Origin of the sequence: Streptomyces sp. NPDC051320, assembly GCF_040682175.1 — a bacterium.
Classification (GTDB): Bacteria; Actinomycetota; Actinomycetes; order Streptomycetales; family Streptomycetaceae; genus Streptomyces.
On record NZ_JBFBAL010000004.1, the window covers coordinates 396899 to 421874 of the forward strand.

At 67.6% G+C, this 24976-nt stretch carries 24 protein-coding genes; 4 read left to right on the forward strand and 20 right to left on the reverse strand.

What is annotated here, in order from left to right:
- Positions 1–12: 12 nt before the first annotated feature.
- The 4 genes from AB0M87_RS12205 to AB0M87_RS12220 are packed head-to-tail and all read right to left on the reverse strand — an operon-like array spanning position 13 to position 3055.
- The gene (locus tag AB0M87_RS12205; RefSeq protein WP_365851847.1) at positions 13–1401 is read right to left on the reverse strand and encodes an NADH-quinone oxidoreductase subunit D; all 1389 of its coding nucleotides are present in this window, start codon (positions 1399–1401) and stop codon (positions 13–15) included.
- Positions 1401–2126, reverse strand: a complete 726-nt coding sequence (locus tag AB0M87_RS12210) for an NADH-quinone oxidoreductase subunit C (protein WP_365851848.1) — start codon at positions 2124–2126, stop codon at positions 1401–1403. The genes AB0M87_RS12205 and AB0M87_RS12210 overlap by 1 nt, the downstream gene beginning before the upstream one ends.
- Positions 2123–2677 (reverse strand): NADH-quinone oxidoreductase subunit B family protein, encoded by a 555-nt coding sequence (locus AB0M87_RS12215; RefSeq protein ID WP_365851849.1) that lies wholly within the window; start codon positions 2675–2677, stop codon positions 2123–2125. Before AB0M87_RS12215 ends, AB0M87_RS12210 begins: the two co-directional genes overlap by 4 nt.
- Before the next feature lie 18 nt (positions 2678–2695).
- Positions 2696–3055 (reverse strand): NADH-quinone oxidoreductase subunit A, encoded by a 360-nt coding sequence (locus AB0M87_RS12220; RefSeq protein WP_250299117.1) that lies wholly within the window; start codon positions 3053–3055, stop codon positions 2696–2698.
- A 710-nt stretch (positions 3056–3765) separates the two neighbouring features.
- On the opposite strand from AB0M87_RS12220, the gene AB0M87_RS12225 reads away from it, so the two are divergent.
- Positions 3766–4572, forward strand: a complete 807-nt coding sequence (locus tag AB0M87_RS12225; protein ID WP_365851850.1) for a C40 family peptidase — start codon at positions 3766–3768, stop codon at positions 4570–4572.
- Between the two features lie 154 nt (positions 4573–4726).
- Here the strand turns inward: AB0M87_RS12225 and AB0M87_RS12230 are convergent, their stop codons facing one another.
- A complete protein-coding gene (locus AB0M87_RS12230; RefSeq protein ID WP_365851851.1) occupies positions 4727–6010 on the reverse strand; it encodes a geranylgeranyl reductase family protein in 1284 nt (427 codons plus the stop codon).
- 100 nt (positions 6011–6110) lie between these two features.
- On the opposite strand from AB0M87_RS12230, the gene AB0M87_RS12235 reads away from it, so the two are divergent.
- Positions 6111–6620 carry a GNAT family N-acetyltransferase gene (locus AB0M87_RS12235; RefSeq protein ID WP_365851852.1) on the forward strand — a complete coding sequence of 170 codons (510 nt, stop codon included), beginning with the start codon at positions 6111–6113 and terminating at the stop codon, positions 6618–6620.
- Positions 6621–6664: 44 nt separating this feature from the next.
- On the opposite strand, the gene AB0M87_RS12240 is transcribed toward AB0M87_RS12235, so the two are convergent.
- The 5 genes from AB0M87_RS12240 to AB0M87_RS12260 form a co-directional block, all read right to left on the reverse strand.
- Positions 6665–7363, reverse strand: a complete 699-nt coding sequence (locus tag AB0M87_RS12240; protein WP_365851853.1) for a demethylmenaquinone methyltransferase — start codon at positions 7361–7363, stop codon at positions 6665–6667.
- An 85-nt stretch (positions 7364–7448) separates the two neighbouring features.
- Positions 7449–8054, reverse strand: coding sequence for a Uma2 family endonuclease (locus tag AB0M87_RS12245; protein WP_365851854.1), 606 nt, complete (start codon positions 8052–8054; stop codon positions 7449–7451).
- 128 nt (positions 8055–8182) lie between these two features.
- Positions 8183–8686, reverse strand: a complete 504-nt coding sequence (locus AB0M87_RS12250) for a hypothetical protein (protein ID WP_365851964.1) — start codon at positions 8684–8686, stop codon at positions 8183–8185.
- 15 nt (positions 8687–8701) lie between these two features.
- On the reverse strand, positions 8702–9916 hold the full coding sequence (gene mqnC, locus AB0M87_RS12255; RefSeq protein ID WP_365851855.1) for a cyclic dehypoxanthinyl futalosine synthase: 1215 nt from the start codon (positions 9914–9916) through the stop codon (positions 8702–8704).
- Between the two features lie 430 nt (positions 9917–10346).
- On the reverse strand, positions 10347–13274 hold the full coding sequence (locus AB0M87_RS12260; RefSeq protein WP_365851856.1) for a BTAD domain-containing putative transcriptional regulator: 2928 nt from the start codon (positions 13272–13274) through the stop codon (positions 10347–10349).
- A 366-nt stretch (positions 13275–13640) separates the two neighbouring features.
- Between AB0M87_RS12260 and AB0M87_RS12265 the strand changes: the two genes are divergently transcribed.
- Positions 13641–14291: a hypothetical protein gene (locus AB0M87_RS12265; RefSeq protein WP_365851857.1), complete on the forward strand. Its 651-nt coding sequence runs from the start codon at positions 13641–13643 to the stop codon at positions 14289–14291.
- A gap of 20 nt (positions 14292–14311) precedes the next feature.
- Complete coding sequence (locus tag AB0M87_RS12270; RefSeq protein WP_365851858.1) at positions 14312–15343, forward strand: hypothetical protein; 1032 nt, start codon at positions 14312–14314, stop codon at positions 15341–15343.
- 114 nt (positions 15344–15457) lie between these two features.
- Here AB0M87_RS12270 and AB0M87_RS12275 read toward each other — a convergent pair whose 3' ends face one another.
- The 10 genes from AB0M87_RS12275 to AB0M87_RS12320 form a co-directional block, all read right to left on the reverse strand.
- On the reverse strand, positions 15458–15865 hold the full coding sequence (locus AB0M87_RS12275; RefSeq protein ID WP_365851859.1) for an Imm50 family immunity protein: 408 nt from the start codon (positions 15863–15865) through the stop codon (positions 15458–15460).
- Entirely contained in the window at positions 15858–16352 is a 495-nt protein-coding gene (locus AB0M87_RS12280; protein ID WP_365851860.1) for an Imm50 family immunity protein, read from the reverse strand. Before AB0M87_RS12280 ends, AB0M87_RS12275 begins: the two co-directional genes overlap by 8 nt.
- Positions 16339–20682 carry a DUF6531 domain-containing protein gene (locus AB0M87_RS12285; protein ID WP_365851861.1) on the reverse strand — a complete coding sequence of 1448 codons (4344 nt, stop codon included), beginning with the start codon at positions 20680–20682 and terminating at the stop codon, positions 16339–16341. Before AB0M87_RS12285 ends, AB0M87_RS12280 begins: the two co-directional genes overlap by 14 nt.
- A 5-nt stretch (positions 20683–20687) precedes the next feature.
- Entirely contained in the window at positions 20688–20999 is a 312-nt protein-coding gene (locus AB0M87_RS12290; RefSeq protein WP_365851862.1) for a hypothetical protein, read from the reverse strand.
- A 268-nt stretch (positions 21000–21267) separates the two neighbouring features.
- Positions 21268–21735: a pilus assembly protein TadG-related protein gene (locus AB0M87_RS12295; RefSeq protein ID WP_365851863.1), complete on the reverse strand. Its 468-nt coding sequence runs from the start codon at positions 21733–21735 to the stop codon at positions 21268–21270.
- Positions 21732–22166 carry a TadE/TadG family type IV pilus assembly protein gene (locus AB0M87_RS12300; protein ID WP_365851864.1) on the reverse strand — a complete coding sequence of 145 codons (435 nt, stop codon included), beginning with the start codon at positions 22164–22166 and terminating at the stop codon, positions 21732–21734. Before AB0M87_RS12300 ends, AB0M87_RS12295 begins: the two co-directional genes overlap by 4 nt.
- The gene (locus tag AB0M87_RS12305) at positions 22163–22606 is read right to left on the reverse strand and encodes a TadE family protein (RefSeq protein WP_365851865.1); all 444 of its coding nucleotides are present in this window, start codon (positions 22604–22606) and stop codon (positions 22163–22165) included. The genes AB0M87_RS12300 and AB0M87_RS12305 overlap by 4 nt, the downstream gene beginning before the upstream one ends.
- Positions 22607–22763: 157 nt before the next feature.
- Positions 22764–23009: a hypothetical protein gene (locus tag AB0M87_RS12310; RefSeq protein WP_365851866.1), complete on the reverse strand. Its 246-nt coding sequence runs from the start codon at positions 23007–23009 to the stop codon at positions 22764–22766.
- Between the two features lie 35 nt (positions 23010–23044).
- Positions 23045–23980: a type II secretion system F family protein gene (locus tag AB0M87_RS12315; protein ID WP_365851867.1), complete on the reverse strand. Its 936-nt coding sequence runs from the start codon at positions 23978–23980 to the stop codon at positions 23045–23047.
- Positions 23977–24975, reverse strand: a complete 999-nt coding sequence (locus AB0M87_RS12320; RefSeq protein ID WP_365851868.1) for a type II secretion system F family protein — start codon at positions 24973–24975, stop codon at positions 23977–23979. Before AB0M87_RS12320 ends, AB0M87_RS12315 begins: the two co-directional genes overlap by 4 nt.
- Between the last annotated feature and the right edge of the window lies 1 nt (position 24976).

Below are 24976 nucleotides of genomic sequence, written 5' to 3' on the forward strand. Positions count from 1 at the left end.
GAGCGACGTTCGTCACCGGTCAACGCCTCCCATCACGGGGTCGATGGACGCGACAGCGACGATGACGTCGGCGACCTGGCCGCCCTCGCACATCGCCGCCATGGCCTGCAGGTTGGTGAACGAGGGGTCGCGGTAGTGGACCCGGTAGGGGCGGGTGCCACCGTCCGAGACCACATGGACGCCGAGTTCGCCCTTGGGCGACTCCACGGCGGTGTATGCCTGTCCGGCCGGGACCCGGAAGCCCTCGGTCACCAGCTTGAAGTGGTGGATCAGGGCCTCCATGGAGGTGCCCATGATCTTCTTGATGTGGTCGAGCGAGTTGCCGAGTCCGTCCGGGCCCATCGCGAGCTGCGCGGGCCAGGCGATCTTCTTGTCGGCGACCATGACCGGGCCCGGCTCCAGCCGGTCCAGGCACTGCTCGACGATCCGCAGCGACTGCCGCATCTCCTCCAGGCGCACCAGGAACCGGCCGTAGGAGTCGCAGGTGTCGGCGGTCGGGACATCGAAGTCGTAGCTCTCGTACCCGCAGTACGGGTCGCTCTTGCGCAGATCGTGCGGCAGACCGGCGGAGCGCAGGATCGGCCCGGTCGCGCCGAGCGCCATGCAGCCGGCCAGATCGAGGTAGCCGACGCCCTGCATGCGCCCCTTGAAGATGGGGTTGCCGGTGGCGAGCGCGTCGTACTCCGGCAGGTTCCTGCGCATCGTCTTCACGAACTCGCGGACCTGATCCACGGCGCCCGGGGGCAGGTCCTGGGCCAGTCCGCCGGGCCTGATGAACGCGTGGTTCATCCGGAGTCCGGTGATCAGCTCGAAGAGATCGAGAATGAGTTCACGATCACGGAAGCCGTAGATCATGATCGTGGTCGCCCCGAGCTCCATGCCGCCGGTGGCGATGGCCACCAGGTGCGAGGAGAGCCGGTTCAGCTCCATCAGCATGACGCGGACGATCGTCGCGCGGTCCGGAACCTGGTCCTCGATGCCGAGCAGCTTCTCGACGCCCAGGCAGTACGCCGTCTCGTTGAAGAACGGCGTCAGGTAATCCATCCGCGTGACGAAGGTGGTGCCCTGCGTCCAGTTCCGGACCTCGAGGTTCTTCTCGATGCCGGTGTGCAGATAGCCGATGCCGCAACGGGCCTCGGTGACGGTCTCGCCGTCGATCTCCAGAATCAGCCGGAGCACACCGTGCGTGGACGGGTGCTGCGGTCCCATATTGACGACGATGCGCTCGTCGTCGGCCTTGGCGGCCGACTGGACGACCTCGTCCCAGTCGCCACCGGTGACTGTATATACAGTCCCCTCGGTGGTCTCCCGGGCCGAAGCGTGCGAGGCGCCGGACTGCGTCCCGGAGGGACCCGATGAGGGGTGGGCGCCGGGCGACGGGTGGGCGTTTGGTGTGGACATCAGTTGTAGGACCTCCGCTGGTCCGGAGCCGGGATCTGGGCGCCCTTGTACTCGACGGGGATACCGCCCAGGGGGTAGTCCTTGCGCTGCGGGAAGCCCTGCCAGTCGTCCGGCATCATGATCCGGGTGAGGGCGGGGTGGCCGTCGAAGATCAGGCCGAAGAAGTCGTAGGTCTCGCGCTCGTGCCAGTCGTTGGTCGGATAGACCTCGACCAGCGACGGGACATGCGGGTCCGCGTCCGGCGCGCTGACCTCCAGCCGGATCAGCCGCCCGTGCGTGATCGAGCGCAGGTGGTAGACCGCGTGCAGTTCCCGGCCCCTGTCCCCCAGGAAGTGGACCCCGCTCACGCCGGTGCAGAGCTCGAAGCGCAGCGCCGGGTCGTCACGCAGGGTGCGTGCCACCGTCACCAGGTGTGCACGCTCGATGTGGAAGGTGATCTCGCCGCGGTCGACGACGGTCTTCTCGATCGCGTTGCCCGGGACGAGTCCCTGTTCCTCGAGGGCGCCTTCGAGTTCATCGGCCATCTCGTCGAACCAGCCCCCGTAGGGCCGGTTCGTGGCGCCCGGCAGCGCCACGGTGCGGACGAGGCCGCCGTACCCGCTGGTGTCCCCGCCGCTGCCGCCGTTGCCGGCGCCGAACATTCCCCTGCGTACGCCGATGACCTCACCGGTGTCCTCGCGCGGGACGGGCACCGAGCCGTTCTCTTCGTGCCGTTCGTCGCTCACCGCAGCAGCCCCTTCATCTCGATCGTCGGGAGCGCCTTGAGGGCCGCCTCCTCCGCCTCACGGGCCGCTTCCTCCTGGTTGACCCCGAGCTTGGAGCTCTGGATCTTCTGGTGGAGCTTGAGGATGGAGTCGATCAGCATCTCGGGGCGAGGCGGACAGCCGGGCAAATAGATGTCAACGGGGACGATGTGATCGACACCCTGCACAATCGCGTAATTGTTGAACATCCCGCCCGACGAAGCACAAACCCCCATGGAGATCACCCACTTGGGGTTCGGCATCTGGTCGTAGACCTGCCGCAGCACCGGCGCCATCTTCTGGCTCACCCGCCCGGCGACGATCATCAGGTCCGCCTGCCGCGGTGATCCGCGGAAGACCTCCATGCCGAAGCGCGCCAGGTCGTAACGGCCCGCACCCGTCGTCATCATCTCGATGGCGCAGCAGGCGAGGCCGAAGGTGGCGGGGAAGACGGAGGACTTCCGCACCCAGCCGGCGGCCTGTTCGACGGTGGTCAGCAGAAAGCCGCTCGGCAGCTTCTCTTCGAGTCCCATGGTGTGCCCCTCAGCCCCTCAGTCCCATTCCAGACCGCCGCGCCGCCATACATACGCATAGGCGACGAAGACGGTGAGCACGAAGAGCAGCATCTCGACGAGCCCGAAAAGCCCCAGGGAGTCGAAGGTGACCGCCCAGGGATAGAGGAAGACGATCTCGATGTCGAAGACGATGAACAGCATCGCCGTCAGGTAGTACTTGATGGGAAAGCGGCCGCCTCCGGCCGGCGTGGGCGTCGGTTCGATACCGCACTCGTACGCCTCGAGCTTCGCCCGGTTGTAGCGCTTGGGGCCGATTAGCGTGGCCATGACCACGGAGAAGATCGCAAACCCTGCCCCGAGGGCGCCGAGCACGAGGATGGGCGCGTAGGCATTCACGCTCCTCGCTCCTTCCAGTCGTCCTTGACCGTGTGGACCGCATCGGGCCGGCTCGTCCGCCTCGCTCTCGCCGCCGTACGGACGGAGATCACGAATATGTGAAGCAGGTCACAAGCCCGACTGCCACGCATCCTATGCCCGTCGGTCTGTGATCTGCGACACGGGGTACTGGGGCGGCTTTGTGATCTCCACCACCAGATGAAGGATCATGAAGTCGGATGAGTAGTGATCTTCATACGCGAAGCGCACGAGTGGTCACGAGACGTGACATCCGATGTTGTTGTCGCTGGTGGGGGACGTGCGCCCCCTATCAAGTATGGACAGTCCGAAGCAAATTGGCGATGGGCGGCAACGGGTGATAGAGGGACCGCCGGACGGCCGCCGGGAGAGATCAACAACTGCCGACGGACAAGTGCGCTCATTCGCGAGCAACCCCGATCGCGGACGGTCGCCACCGAGTGACCTGCCTCACGTGATCCACGCGCCGGAGAAACAGGGCTTGGCCAACCTCGTGAACGGATGGTAAGTGGCGGGCAATTCGGGCGAATTACTGAAAGACCGTGATCACGCCGCTGATCGCCACTGCCCGGATTGCCCGTTTGGGCGTCAATAAGGGCCTCGGATAACCGGAATTGGGCGGTCCATTCGTAACTGTGGCGCAACACACGTTTGTTGAAGGGAACCGCGATCGCCTGATAGCGGTAGTGCTCATGTCCCTCACCGCTCACATACCCAGCCACCGGAAGCCCCGCCGAAGCGCCGCCAAGTCCGCGCTCCGTGCCGGAGTTGCCGGTGGCGTTCTCAGCACCATCGCAGTGGCAGGCGCCGCGGCTCCGGCGAACGCCGCTGAGCCGGTGACCGAGACGACGCTCCAGATGCCCACGCTCAGCGCCACCCAGGTCGCCGCCGCGACCGAACAGGCCGCCGCCGACCTCCAGCAGCAGGCGCAGCAGGACGCAGCGGCCCAGGACGCCGCCAAGGCGGCCAAGAAGGCCAAGGCCGAGGCCGTGCACAAGGCGGAGGCCAAGAAGAAGGCGGAAGCCGCTGCGAAGGCCAAGGCCGCCGCCGAGGCAAAGGCCAAGGCCGCCGCTGCCGAGCGCGCGTCGCGCTCCGCCACCCGCACCACGCTCAAAGCGGTGTCCGTCAGCTCCTCGCAGGCGACCGGTTCCGCCGCCGCCATCGTCAGCTTCGTGACCGCTCACCTGGGCGACGCCTACGTCATGGGCGGCACCGGCTCCAACTCATGGGACTGCTCCGGCCTCGTCCAGGCCGCGTACAAGTCCGTCGGCGTCGACCTGCCGCGGGTCTCCCAGGGCCAGTCGACCGCGGGCACCCAGGTCTCCCTGGGCAACCTGCAGCCCGGCGACATCCTCTACTGGGGCAGCGCGGGCAGCGCGTACCACGTGGCCATCTACGTCGGTGGGGGCCAGTTCATCGGCGCTCAGAACCCGAGCTCCGGCGTCGTCGAGCACCCGCTGAGCTACGACCAGCCGACGGGCGCGGTCCGGGTTCTCTGATTCGCCCGGTCGGTCCGATTCACCCGATGCACCCGGTTTACCCGTTCAACTGACATACGCCGAAGGGCCGCTGTCCCCCCGCTCGGGGGCAGCGGCCCTTCGGCACACCGGGTCCTGGGCAACCGGGGTCCTGCTCACCGGGTCCTGTACGGGCTCAAGCCTTCGGCGCGACCTTCGACAGGCCGTTGATGACACGGTCCATCGCGTCCCCGCCGGTCGGGTCCGTCAGGTTCGCCAGCAGCTTCAGGGCGAACTTCATCAGCATCGGGTGGGTCAGCCCGCGCTGAGCCGCGATCTTCATGACCTTCGGGTTGCCGATCAGCTTCACGAAGGCGCGGCCCAGCGTGTAGTAGCCGCCGTAGGTGTCCTTGAGGACCTTCGGGTAGCGGTGCAGCGCCAGCTCGCGCTGGGCCGGGGTGGCCCGCGCATGGGCCTGGACGATGACATCCGCGGCGATCTGGCCGGACTCCATGGCGTAGGCGATGCCCTCGCCGTTGAACGGGTTGACCATGCCGGCCGCGTCACCGACCAGCAGCAGGCCCTTGGTGTAGTGCGGCTGACGGTTGAACGCCATCGGCAGCGCCGCACCGCGGATCGGCATCGTCATGTTGTCCGGGGTGTAGCCCCAGTCCTCCGGCATCGACGCACACCAGGCCTTCAGCACCTCGCGCCAGTCCAGTTCCCGGAAGGCGGACGACGAGTCGAGGATGCCGAGCCCGACATTGGATGTGCCGTCGCCCATGCCGAAGATCCAGCCGTAGCCCGGCAGCAGCCGGTCCTGGGCGCCGCGGCGGTCCCAGAGTTCCAGCCAGGACTCCAGGTAGTCGTCGTCGTGCCGCGGCGAGGTGAAGTACGTACGCACCGCGATGCCCATCGGCCGGTCCTCGCGCCGGTGCAGTCCCATACCGATCGAGAGCCGGGTGGAGTTGCCGTCGGCGGCCACCACCAGCGGGGCGTGGAAGGTGACCGGAGTCTTCTCCTCGCCCATCTTCGCGTGCACGCCGGTGATCCGGCCGGTGCGCTCGTCGGTGATCGGCGCGCCGACGTTGCAGCGCTCGTGCAGCCGGACACCCGCCTTCTGCGCCTGGCGGGCCAGCTGCTCGTCGAAGTCGTCGCGCTTGCGGACGAGTCCGTAGTCCGGGTACGAGGCCAGTTCCGGCCAGTCCATCTGGAGGCGGACGCCGCCGGCGATGATCCGCAGCCCCTTGTTCCGCAGCCAGCCGGCCTCTTCGGAGATGTCGATCCCCATCGAGACCAGCTGCTTGGTGGCGCGCGGGGTCAGACCGTCACCGCAGACCTTCTCCCGCGGGAAGGCGGTCTTCTCCAGCAGCAGGACATCGAGTCCGGCCTTCGCGAGGTAGTACGCGGTCGTGGAGCCGGCCGGGCCCGCACCGACGACGATCACATCTGCGGTGTTCTCCGAGAGGGGCTCGGTCACGGCGGGATCTCCCGAAGGTTCGATTACACATGGCGAACGGCACTGAACAAGGGCAGTCTAGGGGGGCGTCCTGATCGATCAGCTGAAGGGTGAGCACCGAGTGAACGAGCCTGCGCCCACGGTCCGGCTGCGTGTCCCCACCGAGGAGGACGCCTTCGCCTGGCACCGGGTTTTCGCCGACCCCGACGTCATGGAGTTCCATGGCGGTTCCGCGGCGGAGCTGTCGGTGTACGAGGAGTTGACGGCGCGGCAGCGCAAGCACGACGCCGAACGCGGCTTCTGCCTCTGGACGATGCTCGACGAGGACGACGCGGTGATCGGCTTCACCGGCGCGCAGCCCTGGCCGCACGAGTCCTTCGGCCCGGTCGGCGAGATCGAGATCGGCTGGCGGCTGAGCCGGGCCCACTGGGGCCGCGGGTATGCGACCGCCGCTGCCCGCACCACGGTGGAGCGGGTCGGGGCGGCGGGCGTCGAGCGGGTGGTCGCCATGGTCGACGCCCGCAACGAACGTTCCATCGCGGTCACCCGGCGGCTCGGCATGAAGCACGTGGAGACCTACACGACGCCGGGGTCGAAGGTGACCGGGTACTGCTTCCGGCTCGACCTCTGACGGGTCCGGTCAAGCGGGTCCGGTCGGGCGGCTGACAGGTCCGGTCAAGCGGCCCGCTTGAACCCCCGGTGCAGGGCCACCACCCCACCGGTCAGGTTGCGCCAGGCGACATCCGCCCAGCCGGCCTGCTGAAGACGCGCGGCGAGCGCCGGCTGGTCGGGCCAGGCTCGGATCGACTCGGCGAGATAGACGTACGCGTCGGGGTTGGACGACACCGCGGTGGCCACCGGCGGCAGCGCGCGCATCAGGTACTCGGTGTAGACGGTGCGGAACGGAGCCCAGGTCGGCTGCGAGAACTCGCAGATCACCACCCGGCCGCCGGGCTTGGTGACCCGGTACAGCTCGCGCAGCGCCGCGTCGGTCTCCTGGACGTTGCGCAGCCCGAAGGAGATCGTCACCGCGTCGAACATGTCGTCGCGGAACGGCAGCTTCGTCGCGTCGCCCGCGGTCAGCGGCAGATGCGGGTGCCGCACCTTGCCGACCTTGAGCATGCCGATCGAGAAGTCGCAGGGCACGACATACGCCCCGGCCTGCGCGAAGGGCAGCGACGAGGTGGCGGTGCCCGCAGCCAGGTCGAGGATCTTCTGCGCGGGCCGGGCGCCGACCGCCTTGGCGACCTCCTTGCGCCACAGCCGCGTCTGCCCGAGGGACAGCACATCATTGGTGAGGTCGTAGTTCGCCGCCACGTCGTCGAACATCGAGGCGACTTCGTGCGGCTGCTTGTCCAGGGATGCTCGGGTCACCCGGCCATTGTGTCGTGCGGGCCCCCCGGGGCGGGCACGGGGTGGCGTCGGCGCGTCAGGTGTGCCGGCCCACCGCCGCAGGTGCTCAGAGTTCGAGCAGAGCGGACAGATCGAACTCGACGGCGAACGGCTGCTCCGTGACCAGCCGCTTGGTGTGCACCGGGTGGGTGACGGCGGGAATGTACTCGTGCCGCTCATGATGCAGCCAGTACTCGTGGATGCTCAGCCCGTCGTCGGCGCCCAGTTCGGCCCGCCAGGAGTACGGAATCTTGGCCTCCGCGAAGAGCGCGGGCTTGCGTACCCGGTCGTCCTGCCGGGACCCGGGAGAGACCACCTCGACCGCCAGAGCGACCTTGGTCACCGGGATGCACTCCAGCTCGAAGACATTCAGTCCGGTGGGGTCATAAACGATCACGTCGGGGCGAGGTGCGTTGTACCGATCCACCAGCACGCACTGCTCGGTGAGCACCGCGTACGGATTGGTCCGTGCATCTTCCAGGCGGCGCGCGATGCTGTCGCGCACCCGGTTGTGCCACACCTTGGTCTGCCCACGGGCCACGATCACTCCGTCCACGAGTTCCCAGTCGAAGGGCAGCTCGAGATCCGTCACCTGCTCGAAGGCCCACCCCTCGGGGGGCGGGAACATCCAGTTGTCCTCGGTGGCCTGTTCCGTCCGGCGTGCGATAGCCATGACTGCTCCCATGAAGCAAGTGTGAACGGAGGGACGGAGTGCGATCCCCTATACGAAGGTACCGTCACCCGAAGTGATGGGCACGGGCCATACCGTTGACCGCGTGCCGTCCCCCGACCCGGCGGCCGTCAGCGCGCCCGGTACAGCAGCCGGCCGCCGATGCAGGTCACCAGGCAGACGCCGTCATCGCCCAGCACCGCGAAGTCGGCGCGCCCCGAGACGGTCAGCGGCCGCGGTGCGGAAAGTACCGGTACGCCGGACCGCTCCACGGCGGTACGCACCGAAGGCCGGCCGAACGGGCCGGCGACCGCGGTCGTCCCCGCCGCCAGCAGCCGCTGCAGCCCGCGCCGGGCGCTCGCGCCCCACCGCGCCTCGGTCATCCCGAGCGCGGCCGGTGCGTCGCCGGTCAGCGGGTCGGAGCCGAGGTCCTCGCGGGGGTCGGGCCAGTAGCAGGACTCCAGCAGCGCGGGCGCGTCCGGTTCGTACCGGCCCGGGGTCAGCACCCCGTCCCACTCCCGGAGCCTGGCCCGCTCCCCGTACCCCGCAGCTAGCTCCTCGTACCGGCCGAGCGCGGCGACGCGGTCGCCGTCGACGACGACCGCTTCCGCGCCCGCCCGGTGGATGGTCAGCAACAAAGCCTCGGAACCTCAGTTGGCGCTGAGCAGCTTCAGCTCTGGGTGCGCGGTGCCGCCCTCGATCGCGGTGGAGGAGATGTGCGAGACGACGCGGTCGTCGACCGGGTCGTTCGCCGGGTCGTCGTGGACCACGAGGTGCTCGTAGGTGGTGGCCCGCTGCGCGGGGACGCGGCCGGACTTGCGGATCAGATCGATGATCTCCATCCGGTTCGACCGGTGCTTGGCGCCGGCCGACGAGACCACGTTCTCCTCCAGCATGATCGAGCCCAGGTCGTCCGCGCCGTAGTGCAGCGACAGCTGGCCGACCTCCTTGCCGGTGGTCAGCCAGGAACCCTGGATGTGCGCCACGTTGTCGAGGAACAGCCGGGCGATGGCGATCATCCGCAGGTACTCGAAGAGCGTCGCCTGAGTGCGGCCCTTCAGGTGGTTGTTCTCCGGCTGGTAGGTGTACGGGATGAACGCGCGGAAGCCGCCCGTCCGGTCCTGTACGTCACGGATCATCCGCAGGTGCTCGATCCGCTCGGCGTTGGTCTCGCCGGTGCCCATCAGCATGGTGGACGTCGACTCCACGCCCAGTCCGTGCGCCGCCTCCATGATCTCCAGCCAGCGCTCACCGGACTCCTTGAGCGGGGCGATCGCCGTGCGCGGCCGCGCGGGCAGCAGCTCGGCGCCGGCACCGGCGAACGAGTCGAGACCCGCGGCGTGGATCCGCGTGATGGCCTCTTCCACCGACACCTTCGAGATCCGCGCCATGTGCTCGACCTCGGAGGCACCCAGGGAGTGGATGACCAGCTGCGGGAACGCCTTCTTGATCGCCGAGAAGTGCTCCTCGTAGTACTCCACGCCGAAGTCCGGGTGGTGCCCGCCCTGGAACATGATCTGCGTGCCACCGAGCTCGACGGTCTCCGCGCAGCGGCGCAGGATGTCGTCGAGGTCGCGGGTCCAGCCCTTCTCGGTGTCCTTCGGGGCGGCATAGAACGCACAGAACTTGCACGCCGTCACGCAGAGGTTCGTGTAGTTGATGTTGCGCTCGATGATGTACGTCGCGATGTGCTCGGTCCCGGCGTACCGTCGCCGCCGCACGGCGTCGGCCGCGGAGCCCAGCGCGTGCAGCGGGGCCGACCGGTAGAGGACCAGCGCCTCCTCGGGGGTGATGCGACCACCGGCGGCGGCGCGGTCGAGGACGGCTGCGACATTTACCGACGTGAGGTCGGCGTTCTCGGTCACCGGGCGGGTCCTTCCCAAGGGGCTACTGACGACCGATCCAGCCTACGCCAGCCGCCGAAGCCGTCGGCGGCGCCCAGCCCGGCCGGCTGCGCCCCCGCACCCGCGCACCCCCGCACCGCACCCCCGCACCCCCGCACCCGCGGCACCTGCCTCGTCGCGCCTGGCCACTTCCAGCCCGGCCGGCGTTCGAGGCCACTCTTCGGGCCCGGCTCCAGCCCGGCCGGCGTCCAGGGCCACCATTCGAGCCCGGCAGACGCTTGAGGCCGCCTTCCAAACCCGGCAGACGCTTGAGGTCGCCTTCCGAGCTCTGCTGCGGCCCGGCCGGCGTCCGACACCGCCTTCCAGGCCCGTCCGGCGATTGAGGACCGGGGTCCGGGGCGGAGCCCCGAATGGCCCGCGCCCGGCGAGCCTCACCCCGCCCCCGGGAACCTCACCCCGCCGCCGCGACCCCGTCCCGCCACCCCGGCAACAACTCGTCCAGCAGCGCCTCGGTCCGCGGCGGCAGGCCCCGCGCCCCGCTTCGTGCCGCCAGGTCCGCCGCCAGTTCCCGCAGCCGCGACTCGTCATGGGTCGCGTGGGTGGCCCGGAGCAGCTCGTTCCACAACCGCTCGTCCGCCGAGGACCCCGCCACCGCCGCGTTCAGCGCGGCAATGGCCTTCTCCGGCTGCTCCTGCTCCAGGTGGTGCGCGGACAGAGCCAGCGCGACGTCCGCCACCAGCAAGGGAAGTTGGGTGTCGATGATCTCGTGGGTCAGCCAGGTGTAGCGCCCCTCCGTGCGGTCGGCCAGCAACGGCCCCCGCACCAGACCCAGCGCATCCGTCAGCAACCGCTCCCGCACCGACGCGCGCCGCGCGCCGCGCCCCTCCGTCGCCTCGTGATGGAGCGAGCGCAGCACGTCCAGGTCGGACACCACCGAGCGGGCCAGGGTGAGCCGCCCGGTCTCGTCCGTACGGAGCCGGGCCGAGCCGTCCTCGTCGGTGCCCAGCCACACCCGCAGCCGCTCGATGAGCGCGTCACACACCTCGGGGGTGACCCCGCGCGGCCACATGGCCGAGGCCAGCACCCGGGGGTGCACACCCTCCCGGTGCAGCAGCAGCAGCGCCAGCGCCTCGTGCAGCAGCACGCTGCGCTCGCTGTCCGGGGTGTCCAAGCCGATGATCTCGTACGGGCCGACCAGCCTGGCATACACCGCGGGGCGCCCCTGCTCGGAGATGTCGACCAGGAAGGGACGGGCCGGCTCGGGCCCGTCGCCCGACGGATCGGCGTCGGCGAAGAGCCGTACCACCGCTTCGTGCTGCGGCTGCGGCAGCAGCTGCGCGGCGAGTTCGAGGCCGAGCAGCGGAGCCAGCAGGGTGCCGCCTTCGGTGATCTCCAGGTCCCAAGTGGCGCCGGGCAGTTGCTCCCCGGACGCGGTACCGACCAGGCAGCCGATGCCCAACCGGCCCGAGTCGGCCGTCAGCTCGGCGAGCGCCGTGGCCTCCTCGGCGGTCGGCTGCTCGGCGATCAGCACCAGGTGCGGCGCCCAGCGGGTCTGCTGGGCCGGGCCCATCCGCCCGGTGAGCACCGAGTCGTGGCCCGCCGCACCGAGCGCCCCGCGCCGCTGCCCGATCTCCACGCCGAGCGTCTCGATGAGCTCGTCGACCGACGGGAGATGACGCAGCCGGGTCGGTGCCAGCGGGCTGAGGTCCGCTCCGAAGCCGACGACGGTGACCGTCATCCGGTCCGACCAGCCGTTGGTGGCCAGCTCGGCCGCGACCGAGGAGAGCACCGCGGCGCGCTGCCCCGCGGGGCCGCCCAGCGCGACCAGGCCGGGCACCGCCTCGAGGTTGAGCAGCAGTCGGGCGTCGTCCCGCGTACCGAGACTGACCAGCCCCGGATACGGCGCCGCCGCGGTCTCCGGGTCCACCCCCTCGTACGCCGAGACCGCCGACCGCTCCAGACGCCAGAACGTCTGGTCCTGGCCCAGTTCCCAGGGCGCCGGCGGCTGCCCCGCGGGCTGGGCGAGCTGGAGATGCAGATCCCCGTCGGTGAGCCAGCCCGCGTACACCACGGGCAGCGGACGGTTCTCGTCGGCGAGCGATGCGGACAGCCCGCGCAGCGCCAGGTCCAGGAACCGTACGGCGTCGGGGTCCGCACCCACCAGCAGCGCGTCGTGCACATCGGCCTCGTCACCGGTGGGAACCGGCGGCTCCATACCGCGCCGTCCGGCCACCGCCGTCATCGCCGACTGCCACAGCGCCATCCGGCGCCGACGGCCGAGCGCGCCGAGCACACCGGCCGCGAGCAGCGGAGCGCCGATCAGCGCGGCAGACAGCCCGAACCCGGAGTCGGAGCTCTGCGAGGGCGCCTCGGCGACCGCGCCGGAGTCGCCGAGCGGCGCGTTCGGCAGCCGCTGTTCCGGTAGCGAGATCTGCGCGGTGGGATTGTCCACCCGGCTGCCACCGCCCTGCTGGGCGGGCTGCTGGTGGTCGCCGGACTTCGCGTACTCGGAAATCTGATGCTGCAGGGACTCGGAGATCTGGGGAGCCTGGTCGGGCATCTCCACGACCTCGCCCCCATGCGCGTCGGCCGGCATCTCCATGATCCAGCCGGGCCGGATCAGACTGGCCTCGGACAGCTTCGTACCGTCCGGCTGCGTCCGGTCCTTGTTGAGCTGGTAGATCTCCTTGTACCTGCGGCCGTCGCCGAGATGCCGCTGGGCGATCTCCCACAGCGAATCGTGATGGCGCCCCTCGGGCGGATTGATCCGGTAGAACTTCGTCGCCCCGTCGGCGCTCGGGCCGGTGTGCACACTGGCCTGCTCCGCCTGTGCCTCCGCCTGCTGCGCCATCGCCGCCTGTACCTGGTGCACGGACCCGACACCGGGCGCCTGTTGGGCGGCGGCCACCGTCGGCTTGTGCGTCGACTCCAGCGCGTGCCCCAACTGGCCGATCCCGGGCGCGAAACTCGCGGCGGTGGCGCTCACCAGCAGCAGCGCGGCGATCAGTTGCCGGGCCAGCATCTGACTCGGGCCCGCGCCGGGGATGCGCGAGGGCATCCCGACCCCGGACAGGGCCGCCTTGATCTCGACGAGCACGCATGCGGCGAACTGCGCCCAGGCCACCCAGACCACGACGACCAGGATGTTCACGAACGTCTCGACGGTGATCTGCTGCTGCACCATGTCGATCGACGGCATGCTGTGCGGCAGCGGCCAGCCCTGTGTCGACAGCGCCAGCGGCACCGCGAGCAACAGCCCCACGAGCGCGAGCAACGCGAAGAACGCTTTGCCGAAGTCTCCGGCGGTACGTCGGCGGGGCAGAGGTTGTGGCGTCCGATTCCTCGGGCCGCCCGTCGAGCCGGGATTGGTGCGCGCCATGGCGGATGTCCTGTGTGAAGGGAGCGGGTGTCGGGCGTTGTCGGGGGTGTGCTGAGCCTACTGAGATGGTACGGACGGTGTCGAAGGACAGACAGGGCCCGAGGTCCTCAACGGGTCCGGTACAGGCGGTCTGTTGACCTACGCCCCATTTGATCCCGGGACGGCATCGAAAACGTGCGTCCGGCGATGCTCGGCAACCACCTGTCCGGAACGCCACGTTCACCACGAGGCGGACACGTTTCCCACACGCCGCACGAAATCCGCTAACCGCCCCCCTGCGCCCTTTACATGCTGCTGATAGCTTCGTTATCAGTTGCCCATTTTCAGGACTGCCGATTATCGGCCACACACCGGGGGAGAACACACGTGGCTCGCCGCACTCCGATCACCGCCGCCGCTCTTGCCCTCAGCGCGGGCTTGCTGCTGACCGCTTGCGGGGGCGGCAGCGACGACTCCTCGTCGGACAAGATCAAGGGCGCGGACGATGCTCCCTCGAAGACTCCGACAGCATCCGCTTCCACGTCATCGGATGCCGCACGTCCGAAGATCGAGATCCCGAAGTCCTTCCAATTGAACTTCCAGGGATGGACCAGCGACGACTCCGACGAGCAAGCCGTGCTCGATGACGGAAAGGAGCAGGTCAGGGCGGGATACGCGGCGATCACCGCGAACGATCCCCATGCCTCCTACCTGGTCTTCTACGACACCGACGCCGGTCTCTCCCAAGACCGGAAATGGATCAAGACGTACACCGACAAAGATCTAACGGTTATCGGCAAGGCCCCGGTCTTTGACGCCAAGGCCACACTCCTCGGCAGCAACAAGAGCCGGGCAACGCTCAGTTACTGCATGGACGAGAGCAAGGCGTACTCCAAGAACCGCAAGACCGGGAAAACGGAAGGTAATCCCGCAGGTACGGATCCTGAGGTGTTTTACACGGCCACCCTGCAGAAGAGCGACAAGGGTGTGTGGCAGACCGTTTCCGTCGACTCGAAGAGGGGCGGGTGCACCTCGTGAGGGTGCTGCACAGATCAGCAATGTTCGCAGTCACCTCACTTACCGCGATAGCCCTCCTTCCGGGTTCTGCACAGGCGATCGGCGGGGGAGGCACCAAGGGCGGCTCCGACGACCACGGCAACCTCAATGCCTCCGCCACCCACTCACAGATCGTGATCACGTATCCCAAGGGCGGGGGCGGCAGTGGCAAAAAGGGCAACCTCGCCTCGATCGATCCCAACTGGAAGCCGCCGGCCTGCTGGTACGAACCGGTCTTCACACCCGAAGGCCTCAAAAGCTTCGTGAAATCGTCCGGCGGTGACGGTGACGTCGGCATCCACGAGTACTGGGCCGGCACAGGCCTCTGGACCGACCACTACCGGGATGGCAAGGCCGAAACCAACATGGACGACGCCTCGTCCACCGCCCCCGGTTACAAGAGGTACAACACCGGCAAGGACGGCTACTTCTGGCGGAGCGTCGCACCGGACGAATCCGACCCGGACTCCTGGCAATGCGGCCGCATCATGTTCTGGCAGGATGCCGACCAGGTTCCGAAGATCCCACACGCACCCACCCCAAAAATGCTCGCCGACTACGCCTACAACCAGGTCAAGGTCCCGGAAACCAAGATCGAGCTGAAGCCGGAAACCAAGTCCACCGTCAACCTCCCCACCTGGATCTGGCTCGACAAGGGCACCTTCAAGGACGTCGTGGTCCGCGCCGCGCTCCCCCACACGGGTCTCTGGGCCGAGACCACCGCCAAGCCGGTCAGCCTCCACCTCGACCCCGGCACGTCGGACGCCGAGACCTCCCCCGCGTCAGGCACCTGCACCTTCAACAAGGACGGCTCGATCGGCACCCCGTACAAGCCGGGCGACGCCGACCAGACCCCGCCGTGCGGCATCACCTACCTGCACGCCACGAACGGCAGCCCCTACCAGCTCAAAGCCTCCATCACCTGGAAGATCTCCTGGAAGGGCTTCGGCGGCACCGGCGGCGATCTCCCCGACGGCACCTTCGAGACCACCCAGGACATGAACGTCCAGGAAATCCAGGCCGTCAACCGCTGACCGCGCCCCCGGTCACCTACATCGACACGCCGTAGCTGCGTCAGCGCTGCTACAGGCGGACCCACGCGCCGACCCCACCCCGGGTAGAACACACGTGGACCGCAGAGGCCAGGCTTATGAGCCTGAAGCTGCTAGAAAAGCGCGAACATGCGCGATCGAAGCCGATTCGGCTCTGAACTCGATATGGCTGCCATCGCTGGAGACTCGAACGTTCATGCCACCTTCGTCCCCCCGCAGGATATCAACGTTCTTTTGACCAGGGCATCCCCATCCGTTGATGCGCAACTGAGAAGTTCCGGTAAAATAGAGGAAGAAGTTGATGGAATTGAATTCCTTCTCCTTCCATTTTTGTTTGGGACGTGAGGGCGGTTGCCTGGTCTCAAAGCCGAAGGTGATGCTCGTTTCGCGCTCATCGATATGAACATAGAAAAGATCACAGCTACCCAGAGCAGGCGGGCGATCATACAGCTCAAAGATATCGCTGGGGTCGGACAGGAATGTCGGCCATCCGTTTTTATCCATAGAAGCTCGTTTCATGAACGGCGGGCGTTGAATCGTACATCCGCTTGTCGATCTTTCGAGCATACTGGTGTCGTCCGCTGTCGGAACCGTCACCGTTCATCTTGAACGCACTGACATGGTTCACGAGAATGTCCTGGCTTCCGTCAAACGAAAGCCGCAGGCGCCCGCCCGTGACTTCGACGTGCATCCGGTAATCGGCACGAGGAGCGATCTCGATTTTGCAGAATTCCGGAGGGGTCCACTGGTCCAAGACGATTTCCTCCACCGCCTGAAAGGCTAGGTGGCACTGCAGGGTGTCGAACTCCTCTTCTGCCCATTCCGGCGGATGGGTGGAGAGGGGCTGCGGCAGATCGACCCTGAGGGTAACGGATGGGCCAATATAGCTCACATTGATGGATCTGAGACGAAGCTCATCCAGTGGCGGCACCGAACCCACGAAGAGAGAGCTCAGGACTTCCGGATTTCTGACGAAATCAACCCAAGTCATAGTAGTAATGCTCCTCGCACCCCGGTATCTGACCGTTGCGATCGTTTTCATACGGCCGCACATGCACATGGGCCGGCTGATGGCCCGGGGTCCCTGGCTCTTGATGCCCGAACCAGTGGTCCTGGAAAACGACGATATCTCCCGAGGGCGTCTCGTACCACTCTGTGGTGTAGTAAATGGGTTTACCGTCCGGCCCCAGCAGTCGCTTACCGCCTTGCCACGCAGGGGCTGTGGCTTCGGTCCACTCGTTGACGTCGAACGGTTCTGTCCCTTCCGGGATTCCGGCGTCTCGCAGTGCCTTGGCTTTGGCTTCAGTGAGGCACGGCGCCAATCCGCGGGGGTCGGACCACACGTGCGGGTTGCGTACGTACGCAGTGGGGTTCGGCGCAGGAGCCAGGCCGAGTGGGTCGACCGTCAGGTAACGAGCGGTCTCGGGGTCGTAATGGCGAAAATAGTTGTAGTGGAGCCCTGTTTCGGGGTCGTAGTACTGGCCAGGGAACCGGAGCGGTGTGTAGGCCCCTGCGTCAGAGTTCCAACTAGTGGTGCCCCACAGAGTGGTCCTCGTACGCCAGGCAGTTTTTCCTTGTTCGTCGATGAGTTCACTCGGTGCACCGACCAGGTCGGTGATGATCGCGAAGAAGCGTTCGTCGATCAACTCCTGACAGTCCGACATCATTCGTTCGGTCTGTGCGAGCGGCTGCCAGTTGTTGTGGTCCCATGTCAAAATGACGTCGTTCGACAGCCCTATGGTTGTCGTCGTCTGTTCGCACAGAGTTGAGCCGTCCCAGGTGAAATCGACCCGTTCGACGACGGTCTCGCAGTCCGCACCCATGCGCTGCTTTGCGACGCGGCGACCCAGGGGGTCATACAGGTAGCGCCAGACAGAGCCGTCCGGGGTGACCACCGATATCAGGTGGTCCTCCGCGTCCCAGGTGTAGCGCCAGGTATCGGGTTTGCGTGACAGGCGCGTTTTCTGACGAAGCACGATGCGCCCCTGGGCGTCATGTTCGTACCGGACACTGCCCGCCCGAGCGATGCGCGTGCCTGCGTATTCTCGCTCCCCTACAGCCTCTGCGCCGGCGTGGGTGGTTGGCCAGGATGCGGAGGTCTGGTTGCCCGCATCATCGTATGCATATCGCTCGGTCCAGTTGTTGGCGTGGACTGCGGTGACCCGCCCCGTCGAGTCGAGATCGAAACGCCGGGACCCCGTCAGTTGGTCATCGACACCGGTCAGATAGCCGTCGGCGCGATAGGTAAAGCTGCGCAGGAGGACGTTTACGTCTGAGCATGCCACCCGCTGGGTGGTCAGGCGCCCCAGTTCGTCGAACGTGTGGTTCAGCGCAAGCCCGGCATGGAGATGGCGGGAGACTTCCTGCCCGGCGGCGTCGTACGCAAAGGCAATACTGCGCCCTGAAGTGGTCAGCTCCGTTCGGCGGCCGGCTTCGTCGTAGGACCACTCGCTGGCCGCGCCGCTCGGCGTTGTGCGGTGTACCCGGCGGCCCAGTTCGTCGTACTCGAAGGACAGCTTCCTCCCATTGACCATTTCACTGACAAGACGCCCCATGGGACCGCGTTCGAATGACACGGTGGCGTCAGGGCCAGTTGCCAAGGTGAGCGCGTCCGAGTGGTTGTACTCGAAAGTAGTGATGCCACCCGCTGCCTCCTTGAGCGTGGTCCGGCCGAGAGCGTTCCGCTCGTACCGGACGGTCTCACCGACACCGTTGGTTCGGTGGCTCAGACGCCCGGCCGCGTCGCGTTCATACGTAAGGGTGCGGCCATCGAAATCCGTTTCGGACGCTATGCGGCCGACGGGGTCGTACTGGTACTTCCACGTCAGCGCCTGCGGGTTGGTTACCTGGGTGAGTCGAAGCTCCGTGTCATGGCTGAACTCCTGACGCACACCATCGGGACCAGTGCGGGCTGCGAGCAGATCGAAGTGCGTGTACTCGAAACGGGACACCTCGCCTCTCACATCGGTGTGCCCGGTGCAGTTGCCCTCGCCGTCATAGGCCCATGACTCGCTGGAACCGTCAGCGGCGATACGGCGCAGAGGCTTGCCTTCGAGCGTCCACTCCAGACGCGTCATACGGCCGAGAGGGTCTGTGACGACAATGGGGAGGCCATGGGCGTTCCGCGCGTACCGCGTGGCCGCGTTGAGGGGATCGATGACTTCGACGGGAAGTCCGGCTCGGTTGGAGCGTATGCGGGTCGTGTGGCCGAAGGCGTCAGTGATCGACGTCAGGTGGCCTGCTCCGTTGTGGGTGTAGACCGTGGTGGAACCGGCCGGATCCGTGATCGCAGTGGGGTTACCGCGATCGTCGTACTCGTGGAACCAGGATGCACCGCCGGGTGCGGTGACCGCCCTGGGTTGGCCGAGCGCGTTGTACTCGACACTCGCTACGAGTCCGTCCGGGCGGGTGGCCGATGCGACGCGTCCGTGTTCGTTGTAGGTGTAGTGGGTGGTGTGGCCGAGTGGGTCGGTGACGGCGGTCAGTTGGTGGTCGGTGTCCCATTGTTGGTGGGTGGTGTGGCCGAGCGGGTTGGTTTCGCGGATGAGGCGGTAGGCGTCGTTGTGCTCGTAGTGGGTGGTGTGGCCGAGGGAGTTGGTGACGGTGGTGGTGTGGGTGGTGTCGTCGTAGGTGAGGGTGCCGGAGAGGTAGCCGCCGGTGCCGTCGGTGCGGATGACACGTCCGCGTGGGTCGTAGGTGTAGGCGTAGGTGGTGTGGTTGCGGTCGGTCCAGGAGGTGATGCGGCCTTCGGTGTCGTAGGTGAAGCGCAGGGGCAGGCCGGAGGAGTTGGTGACGTCGGTGAGGTGACCGTCGTCGTTGTATCCGTAGGTGAGCAGGGTCGTGCCGGGTGCGTCGGGGTGCTGGGGGTCGAGGAGGCGCAGGGCGGTGATGCGGGGCTGGGTGGGGTGGTGGTCGAGGGCGATGCGGTAGCCGCCGGTGTGCGTGACGTGGGTGGGGATCCCGTCGTTGGTGTAGTGCAGGGTGATGCGCTGGTTGTTGCGGTCGACGATGGCCTGCAGGGGCAGATCGATGGCCTGGCCGTCGTCGGTCGGCTGCGGGGTGTGGAAGAGGTAGGCGAGCCCGGTGTCCGGGTCGGTGATACGCAGCCCGCCGTCGGTCTCGGTGTCCCAGGTCAGCGCGAGGCGTGAGCCCGTGTCCGGGTACACCGGTTCCTGGGGGTCATGGGCAGGAACCGAATAGACGAGGCGGGCGCCGTCGGGGGTCGTGTAGATGATCCCCTCATCGTCGACCTGAACGCGCTGGTCAAGGGTGGACGCCCAGGAGGGTCCGAACCAGCCGCCCCACCGGTAGGAGGAGAGGTGGGTGCGCTGAAGGATCAGCGGGAGGGTGCCGGGGAGCTGGACATCGGTCTGCGGCAGGAGCATGTCACCCGTGGCGACGTCGATCGGGTCGAGCTTGCACTCCTTGAACATGTTGCGGATGGAGGCGGGGAGCTTCTCCCACTCCGAGGGCCGCAGCTTCAGCCGGGACAGCCCGGACCCGTTGAGTTTCAACGCCTTCGCGAGGTCGCCGAGTTCGCCGGGCTTGAGAGCCTTGAGCCCCTTGCCGAGGGCTTTGCCGAGGAACCCCAGACCGACACCGGCAACGGCACCTTCGGTGAGGAGCTTGGCGAGCTTCCCCGGGTCCTTGAACGCGCCGGGATCCTCCAGCGCGGTCGTGAACGCGGTGAACTTCATGCCCTCACCAGCGAGTTTCCCGACCTTCGCGACGGTCTTGATGTCCTTGAGAGCCTTCAGCGCCCGCTCGACGTTACGGACCGCCTCCATCACGGTGCGCACCGTGCTGCCCAGCGCGCCGCCTTCCTCCTCGATCCGCGCCACGAGCGCGATGACCTTCAGCGCGCGCTCGCCGGCCACCAGGGTGGAGGCCACCTCCGACATACCCGCGGTCAACACGGACAGGGCGAGGCCGGCGATCTCGAACTCGGCGATCTCCGCGAGCATCACACCGATCTGCGTGATCAGCTCATGCGCCTCATCCGCGAACTTGTCCAGCGCGGTCGCACCATCCCGCAACGAGTGCGCCATATCGGTGGCGTGCTTGCGCATCGTCCGCGCCCGCTTGGAAAAGGCTTTGGCGGTCTCCCCTTCCCAGGTCACGTCCGCCAGGGCCAGCTCTGCGGCATGGCCGGCCTCGTCGAGACCCTTGGCCAGGGCCCGCCAGTGCTTCGCGATCTCCCGGACCCCGTCCGGATCGACGGCCGGGTCGGTGATACCGAGGAACTCCAGGCCACTGGCCATGGTCGACCCGAAGGCATGGTTGGCCTTGCTGATCCAGTGCAGCGGATTGAGATCAACCACCGTGCTCAGCCCTTCTTGCCGCGGGCAGCCGCACTCAGCAACACATCCAGCAGATCGAACGCGTCGGACACCTCACCGAGCAGCTTCGCCTCCGCGTTCCACTCCTCGCTCAGGCTCTCCGTCAGAGCGGACAGAGTGTTCATGCCGTCGCGGATGTCCCCGGTGGCCTTCAACAACGAACCCAGCGCCCCCAACGCCGACAGATCATGCGAAGCCGCCTTGAAATCATGCAACGGCTTCGCCGTGTGATGCGGCGCCCCCCGCAACCCCGCCGACCCCTTCGCCATCGACGCAGCATCCTTCGCCAGATCCGACACGATCCCCACCCCCGTATACAACCGCGCACATGACAACCGAACAAAGATACGCAGATGACTCCTGGGCCAGGTATGGCTCACGCCAAGGACGAGTCAAGCGTGGCGGGCATTACCTCTGCGCGTGCCCCTCAGGGCTGGGGCCGCGGCCATACGCCGGGACGTGGAGCTAGTGGATCTGGAGCGGTCGTGGCGCGGGTACTGAGAGTTGGCCCGTGCCGTCCACGCCCTGTGGTTCCGCGAAAGCCTGTGTCCACCTGCCGAAAACATGTCAGCCGGTGACGGACTCGGCGACCGACGACCCGTGCACGGTGATCGAGCTGCTGTAGAACATGCCGGTCAGGATCGGCTCGTACGTGAGCTGGACCGTCACCTCGACCCGTTGGGCGTTGGCCGCGGTGCAGTGCGAGCCCGCGATGTCCGCGGCGCTCATGCCCATTTCGACGGCGAAGGCGTGCACCCGGGCATCGCAGTCCTGGTACTTGATCGGCGCAGCGCCGCCGGAGTTGCCGTACAGGGCCTCGGTGTCGATGTCCTGGGCCGCGTACCGGGCAGCCTGTTCGGCGATGTCCGCTGCGCGTTCGCGCTGGGAGATGGACAGGCCGCCGTCGACCACGAAGGCGGCGAGCGCCAGGAACACGAAGGCGAAGATGATGACGGCGGCGGCTCCCGAGCCCCGGTCGTCGAGCCTTGCCCGGCGGGACTCGATCCAGCCCGCCAACCCGGTCACCGCGCTCACTGGGTCCTCCGGTACGGGTCGATCGGCGAGGTGGAGTGGCCCTTGAGGGTGGTCGGGATGTTCAGCCCGAGCATGGCGAGCCCGCGGATCTGGCAGCTCACATCGACGGTGAAGAAGCCGCCCTTGACGAAGCCGTTGGCGGTCACCGTCACGGGACCGGAGCAGACATCGGTCAGGTCTGCCTCGGCCGCCCTGCGGGCCTCGGACATCGCCACCGAGCCGTCCTTCTGGATGGAGCCGGCCCGGGCGGCGTCGCGTGCCGCACTGTCCACGGCTCCGCGGCCCTCGACCAGTTGGCCGAAGCCCACCAGTACCAGAATGAAGAGGATCATGATGGGCGCGAGGATGACCACTTCGATGGTGGACAGACCCCGGTCGCCTCCGCCGCCTCGGTGACGCAGGAAGTCCCGTATCCGCAGCGCCGCCGTCACTTGTCCTCCACGAACCGCTCGACCGGCCCCCGCGACTGAGCGTGCACCGTGAGATCGAGACCGGGGAAGACGCTGGGCACCTTCGCGGCGATCTCCACGCCGACGGTGTCCGGGTCCGGATTGAGCATGGTCACGGCCGGATGCAGCACCAGCTTCGAGCCGAGCTGCTGGATGTAGCTGTCCACGACGTCTCCCGCATCACCGCGCCAGCCACCGGGGTTCGCGTCCGCCTCGGCCCGTGCCTTGCGCGCCCCCGCCTGGGCGGCGGCCTGGGCCACGTGGTCGGCGAAGAAGTACAGCGCGAACTGCACTGTCGCGAAGATCATGAAGAAAAGGACCGGCGTCAGGAAGACGAACTCGATCGCGGTCATGCCGGAGTCGCCGCGGGTGGAGGCTGCCTCCACCCTGCGGCGTACGAACGCTCTGATCCTCTGACGCACCAATACCCGTTCAGTGACAGTGACGCGGGACGACGTGGACTCGTCGGGCGCCGACCCCGGTCCCGACCCGACGCCGACCTCGACCCGAGGCCGCCTCAGACTCGGCTTCCGATTCCGGCTCGGCTTCGGCCTCAGCTTCGGCCTCAGCTTCGGCGACTCAGCAGGTGCCGCTCGCGCTGGCGCCCTTGATGCAGTTGCCGACCTTGTTGGCACCGTCGCTCAGCGCCGCGTTGATGATCGCGGCGACCACGCCCACGATCGCCACCACGACGGCGGAGATGATGACCCACTCCACGGCGGAGGCGCCGCGGTCGGTGTCCTCGGAGCGGGCACGCTCGACGCGGGCCTGCAGGAACGTAATCAGGAAGTCGACAGTCGGGTGACTGAAGTGGCGTCCGAACATGGGGTGAATTCCTCTCGGGAGAATGGGTAGCGGGATCAGACCTGGAAGACGCGCATCGCGGCCGGATAGATCAGGAAGACCAGGAAGCCAGCGCAGAGAAGCAGCTGGGCGACGAGCATCGACTGTGACTTCTCACCTGCCGCTCCCTCGATCTCGGCCATTTCGCGGTGCCGCATCGTCTCGGCCCTGGAGGCCAGCGACTCACGGACTTTCGCCCCGTCGTCGGCGACGAGCGCCAGCGACGACGACAAGTCTTTCAGTTCCTCGATGCCCAGTTCCTCGCCCAGCCGGCCGAGTGCGAGCCACTGGCTGGTGCCGGTGATACGGGCGTCCGCGAGTGCGTTACGGATCCGGCGCAGCGCCCACCCGTCACTCACCTCGGCAGCCGCCATCAGCGCCTCGGGCAGACCGCGGCCACCGGCCAGGTTCATCGACACCAGGTCCAGGTAGGCGCCGATGACGCGCCGCAGATCCTTGCGCTTGTCCGCCGCGTCCCGGCGTACTTCCAGATCCGGCAGGAAGAAGAAGAGCGCCCCGAAGGCCAGCGCCAGCCAGACCGGAATGATCGGTCCGCTGCCGAAACCGATGGCCCAGGCGATGGCGAACAGCATCGGCCCGAAGATCAGACCCGATACGCCGAGCAGCACCTTGGTCGCCAGAAACCGTTCCCAGCCGCGGTCCAGGACCGCCAGGTCGGAGCGGAGCGAGCGCTGCTCCCAGCCCTGCTGCATGTACAGCTCGGCGATCCGCGCACCGACCTGGGCACGCACCGAGCCGAACCGCCCGGCGTCGTGGTCGGTGGACTGGCCGCTCGGCCGTTCGTACGCGGTGCCCGCTGCCCGCAGCGCGTCGATGCGCCGCACCTGGGAGACGGCGGATCGCTTGGTGCGGGACAGGGCGCGTACGAGGACGAAAACGCCGAGGCCGAGTACGGCCCCGATCAGTACCGGTGCGGTGAGAATGTCGATCATCGCGGTGCCCCCTGGCCCGTGTTGAACGGTGAGGCCTGCGGTGCGGGATGCGCACCGGACTGTGCGCCGGCCTGCGCGGCCGGCTCCGGCCGTACGAACCGGACCTCGACCTCGTCACGTACCAGGAAACGCTCCGGCGTCTCGATCACCGACAGCTTGCGCAGCCACCAGAAGCCGAGCGCGAAAAGACCACAGACACCGGCCAGTACGACCTGGCCCGTCGCCGTGCTGTAGGGCTGGACGAACGACCGGTTGAAGACGGCGAGTCCGAGAACGAACGCCACCGACACGACCACCACGATCTGCACACTGCGCCGGGTCGACGACCGCTGGGCCATCACCCGGTGACGCATGTCGATCTCCTCACGGGCCGACTTGGCGAGCGCGCCGAGCACCTGGCGCAGGCCGGGCCCGCGCAGCTTGGCGTTGAGGATGAGCGCCGCCACGATGATGTCCGCGGAGGCGTCGTCGATCTCGTCAGCGAGATGCTGGAGGGCTTCGGGCAGCGGCATCCGTGAGCGGAGCCGGTCGACCAGGGCGTCCAGATGCCCCCGCAGCGCGGGGGCCGCGGCGCGCGCGGACGCCGGGATGGCCTGTTCCAGGCCGACCGCGCCGGCGATGGTGTCACGCAGTGACTCGGTCCAGCCGGCCAGCGCCTCGACCCGGCGCATGGCGACCTTTTCCTGCGCGGCGCCGCCGAAGAGGCGGTCCCAGAAGAACACCAGCAGCCCGGCCGCGACACCGGCCACGGTCCAGCGTGTGAGCAGCAGCACGACCAGCCCGACACCGACCGCGATCGACCCGCGCCGGCCGATGAACTGCACGAGTTCCCGGCGGCGTTGGCCGTGCTGGGCCTTCACGTGGCCGGGCTTGGGTTCGATGCCCCGGATGGCGAGGATCAGCAGGGAGAGGCCGCCGCCCGCCGCGACACCGCACCCGAGCGCGTACAGCAGTTGCGGATCGAAGATCCCGCCCAACGAGGAGATGCCATTCATT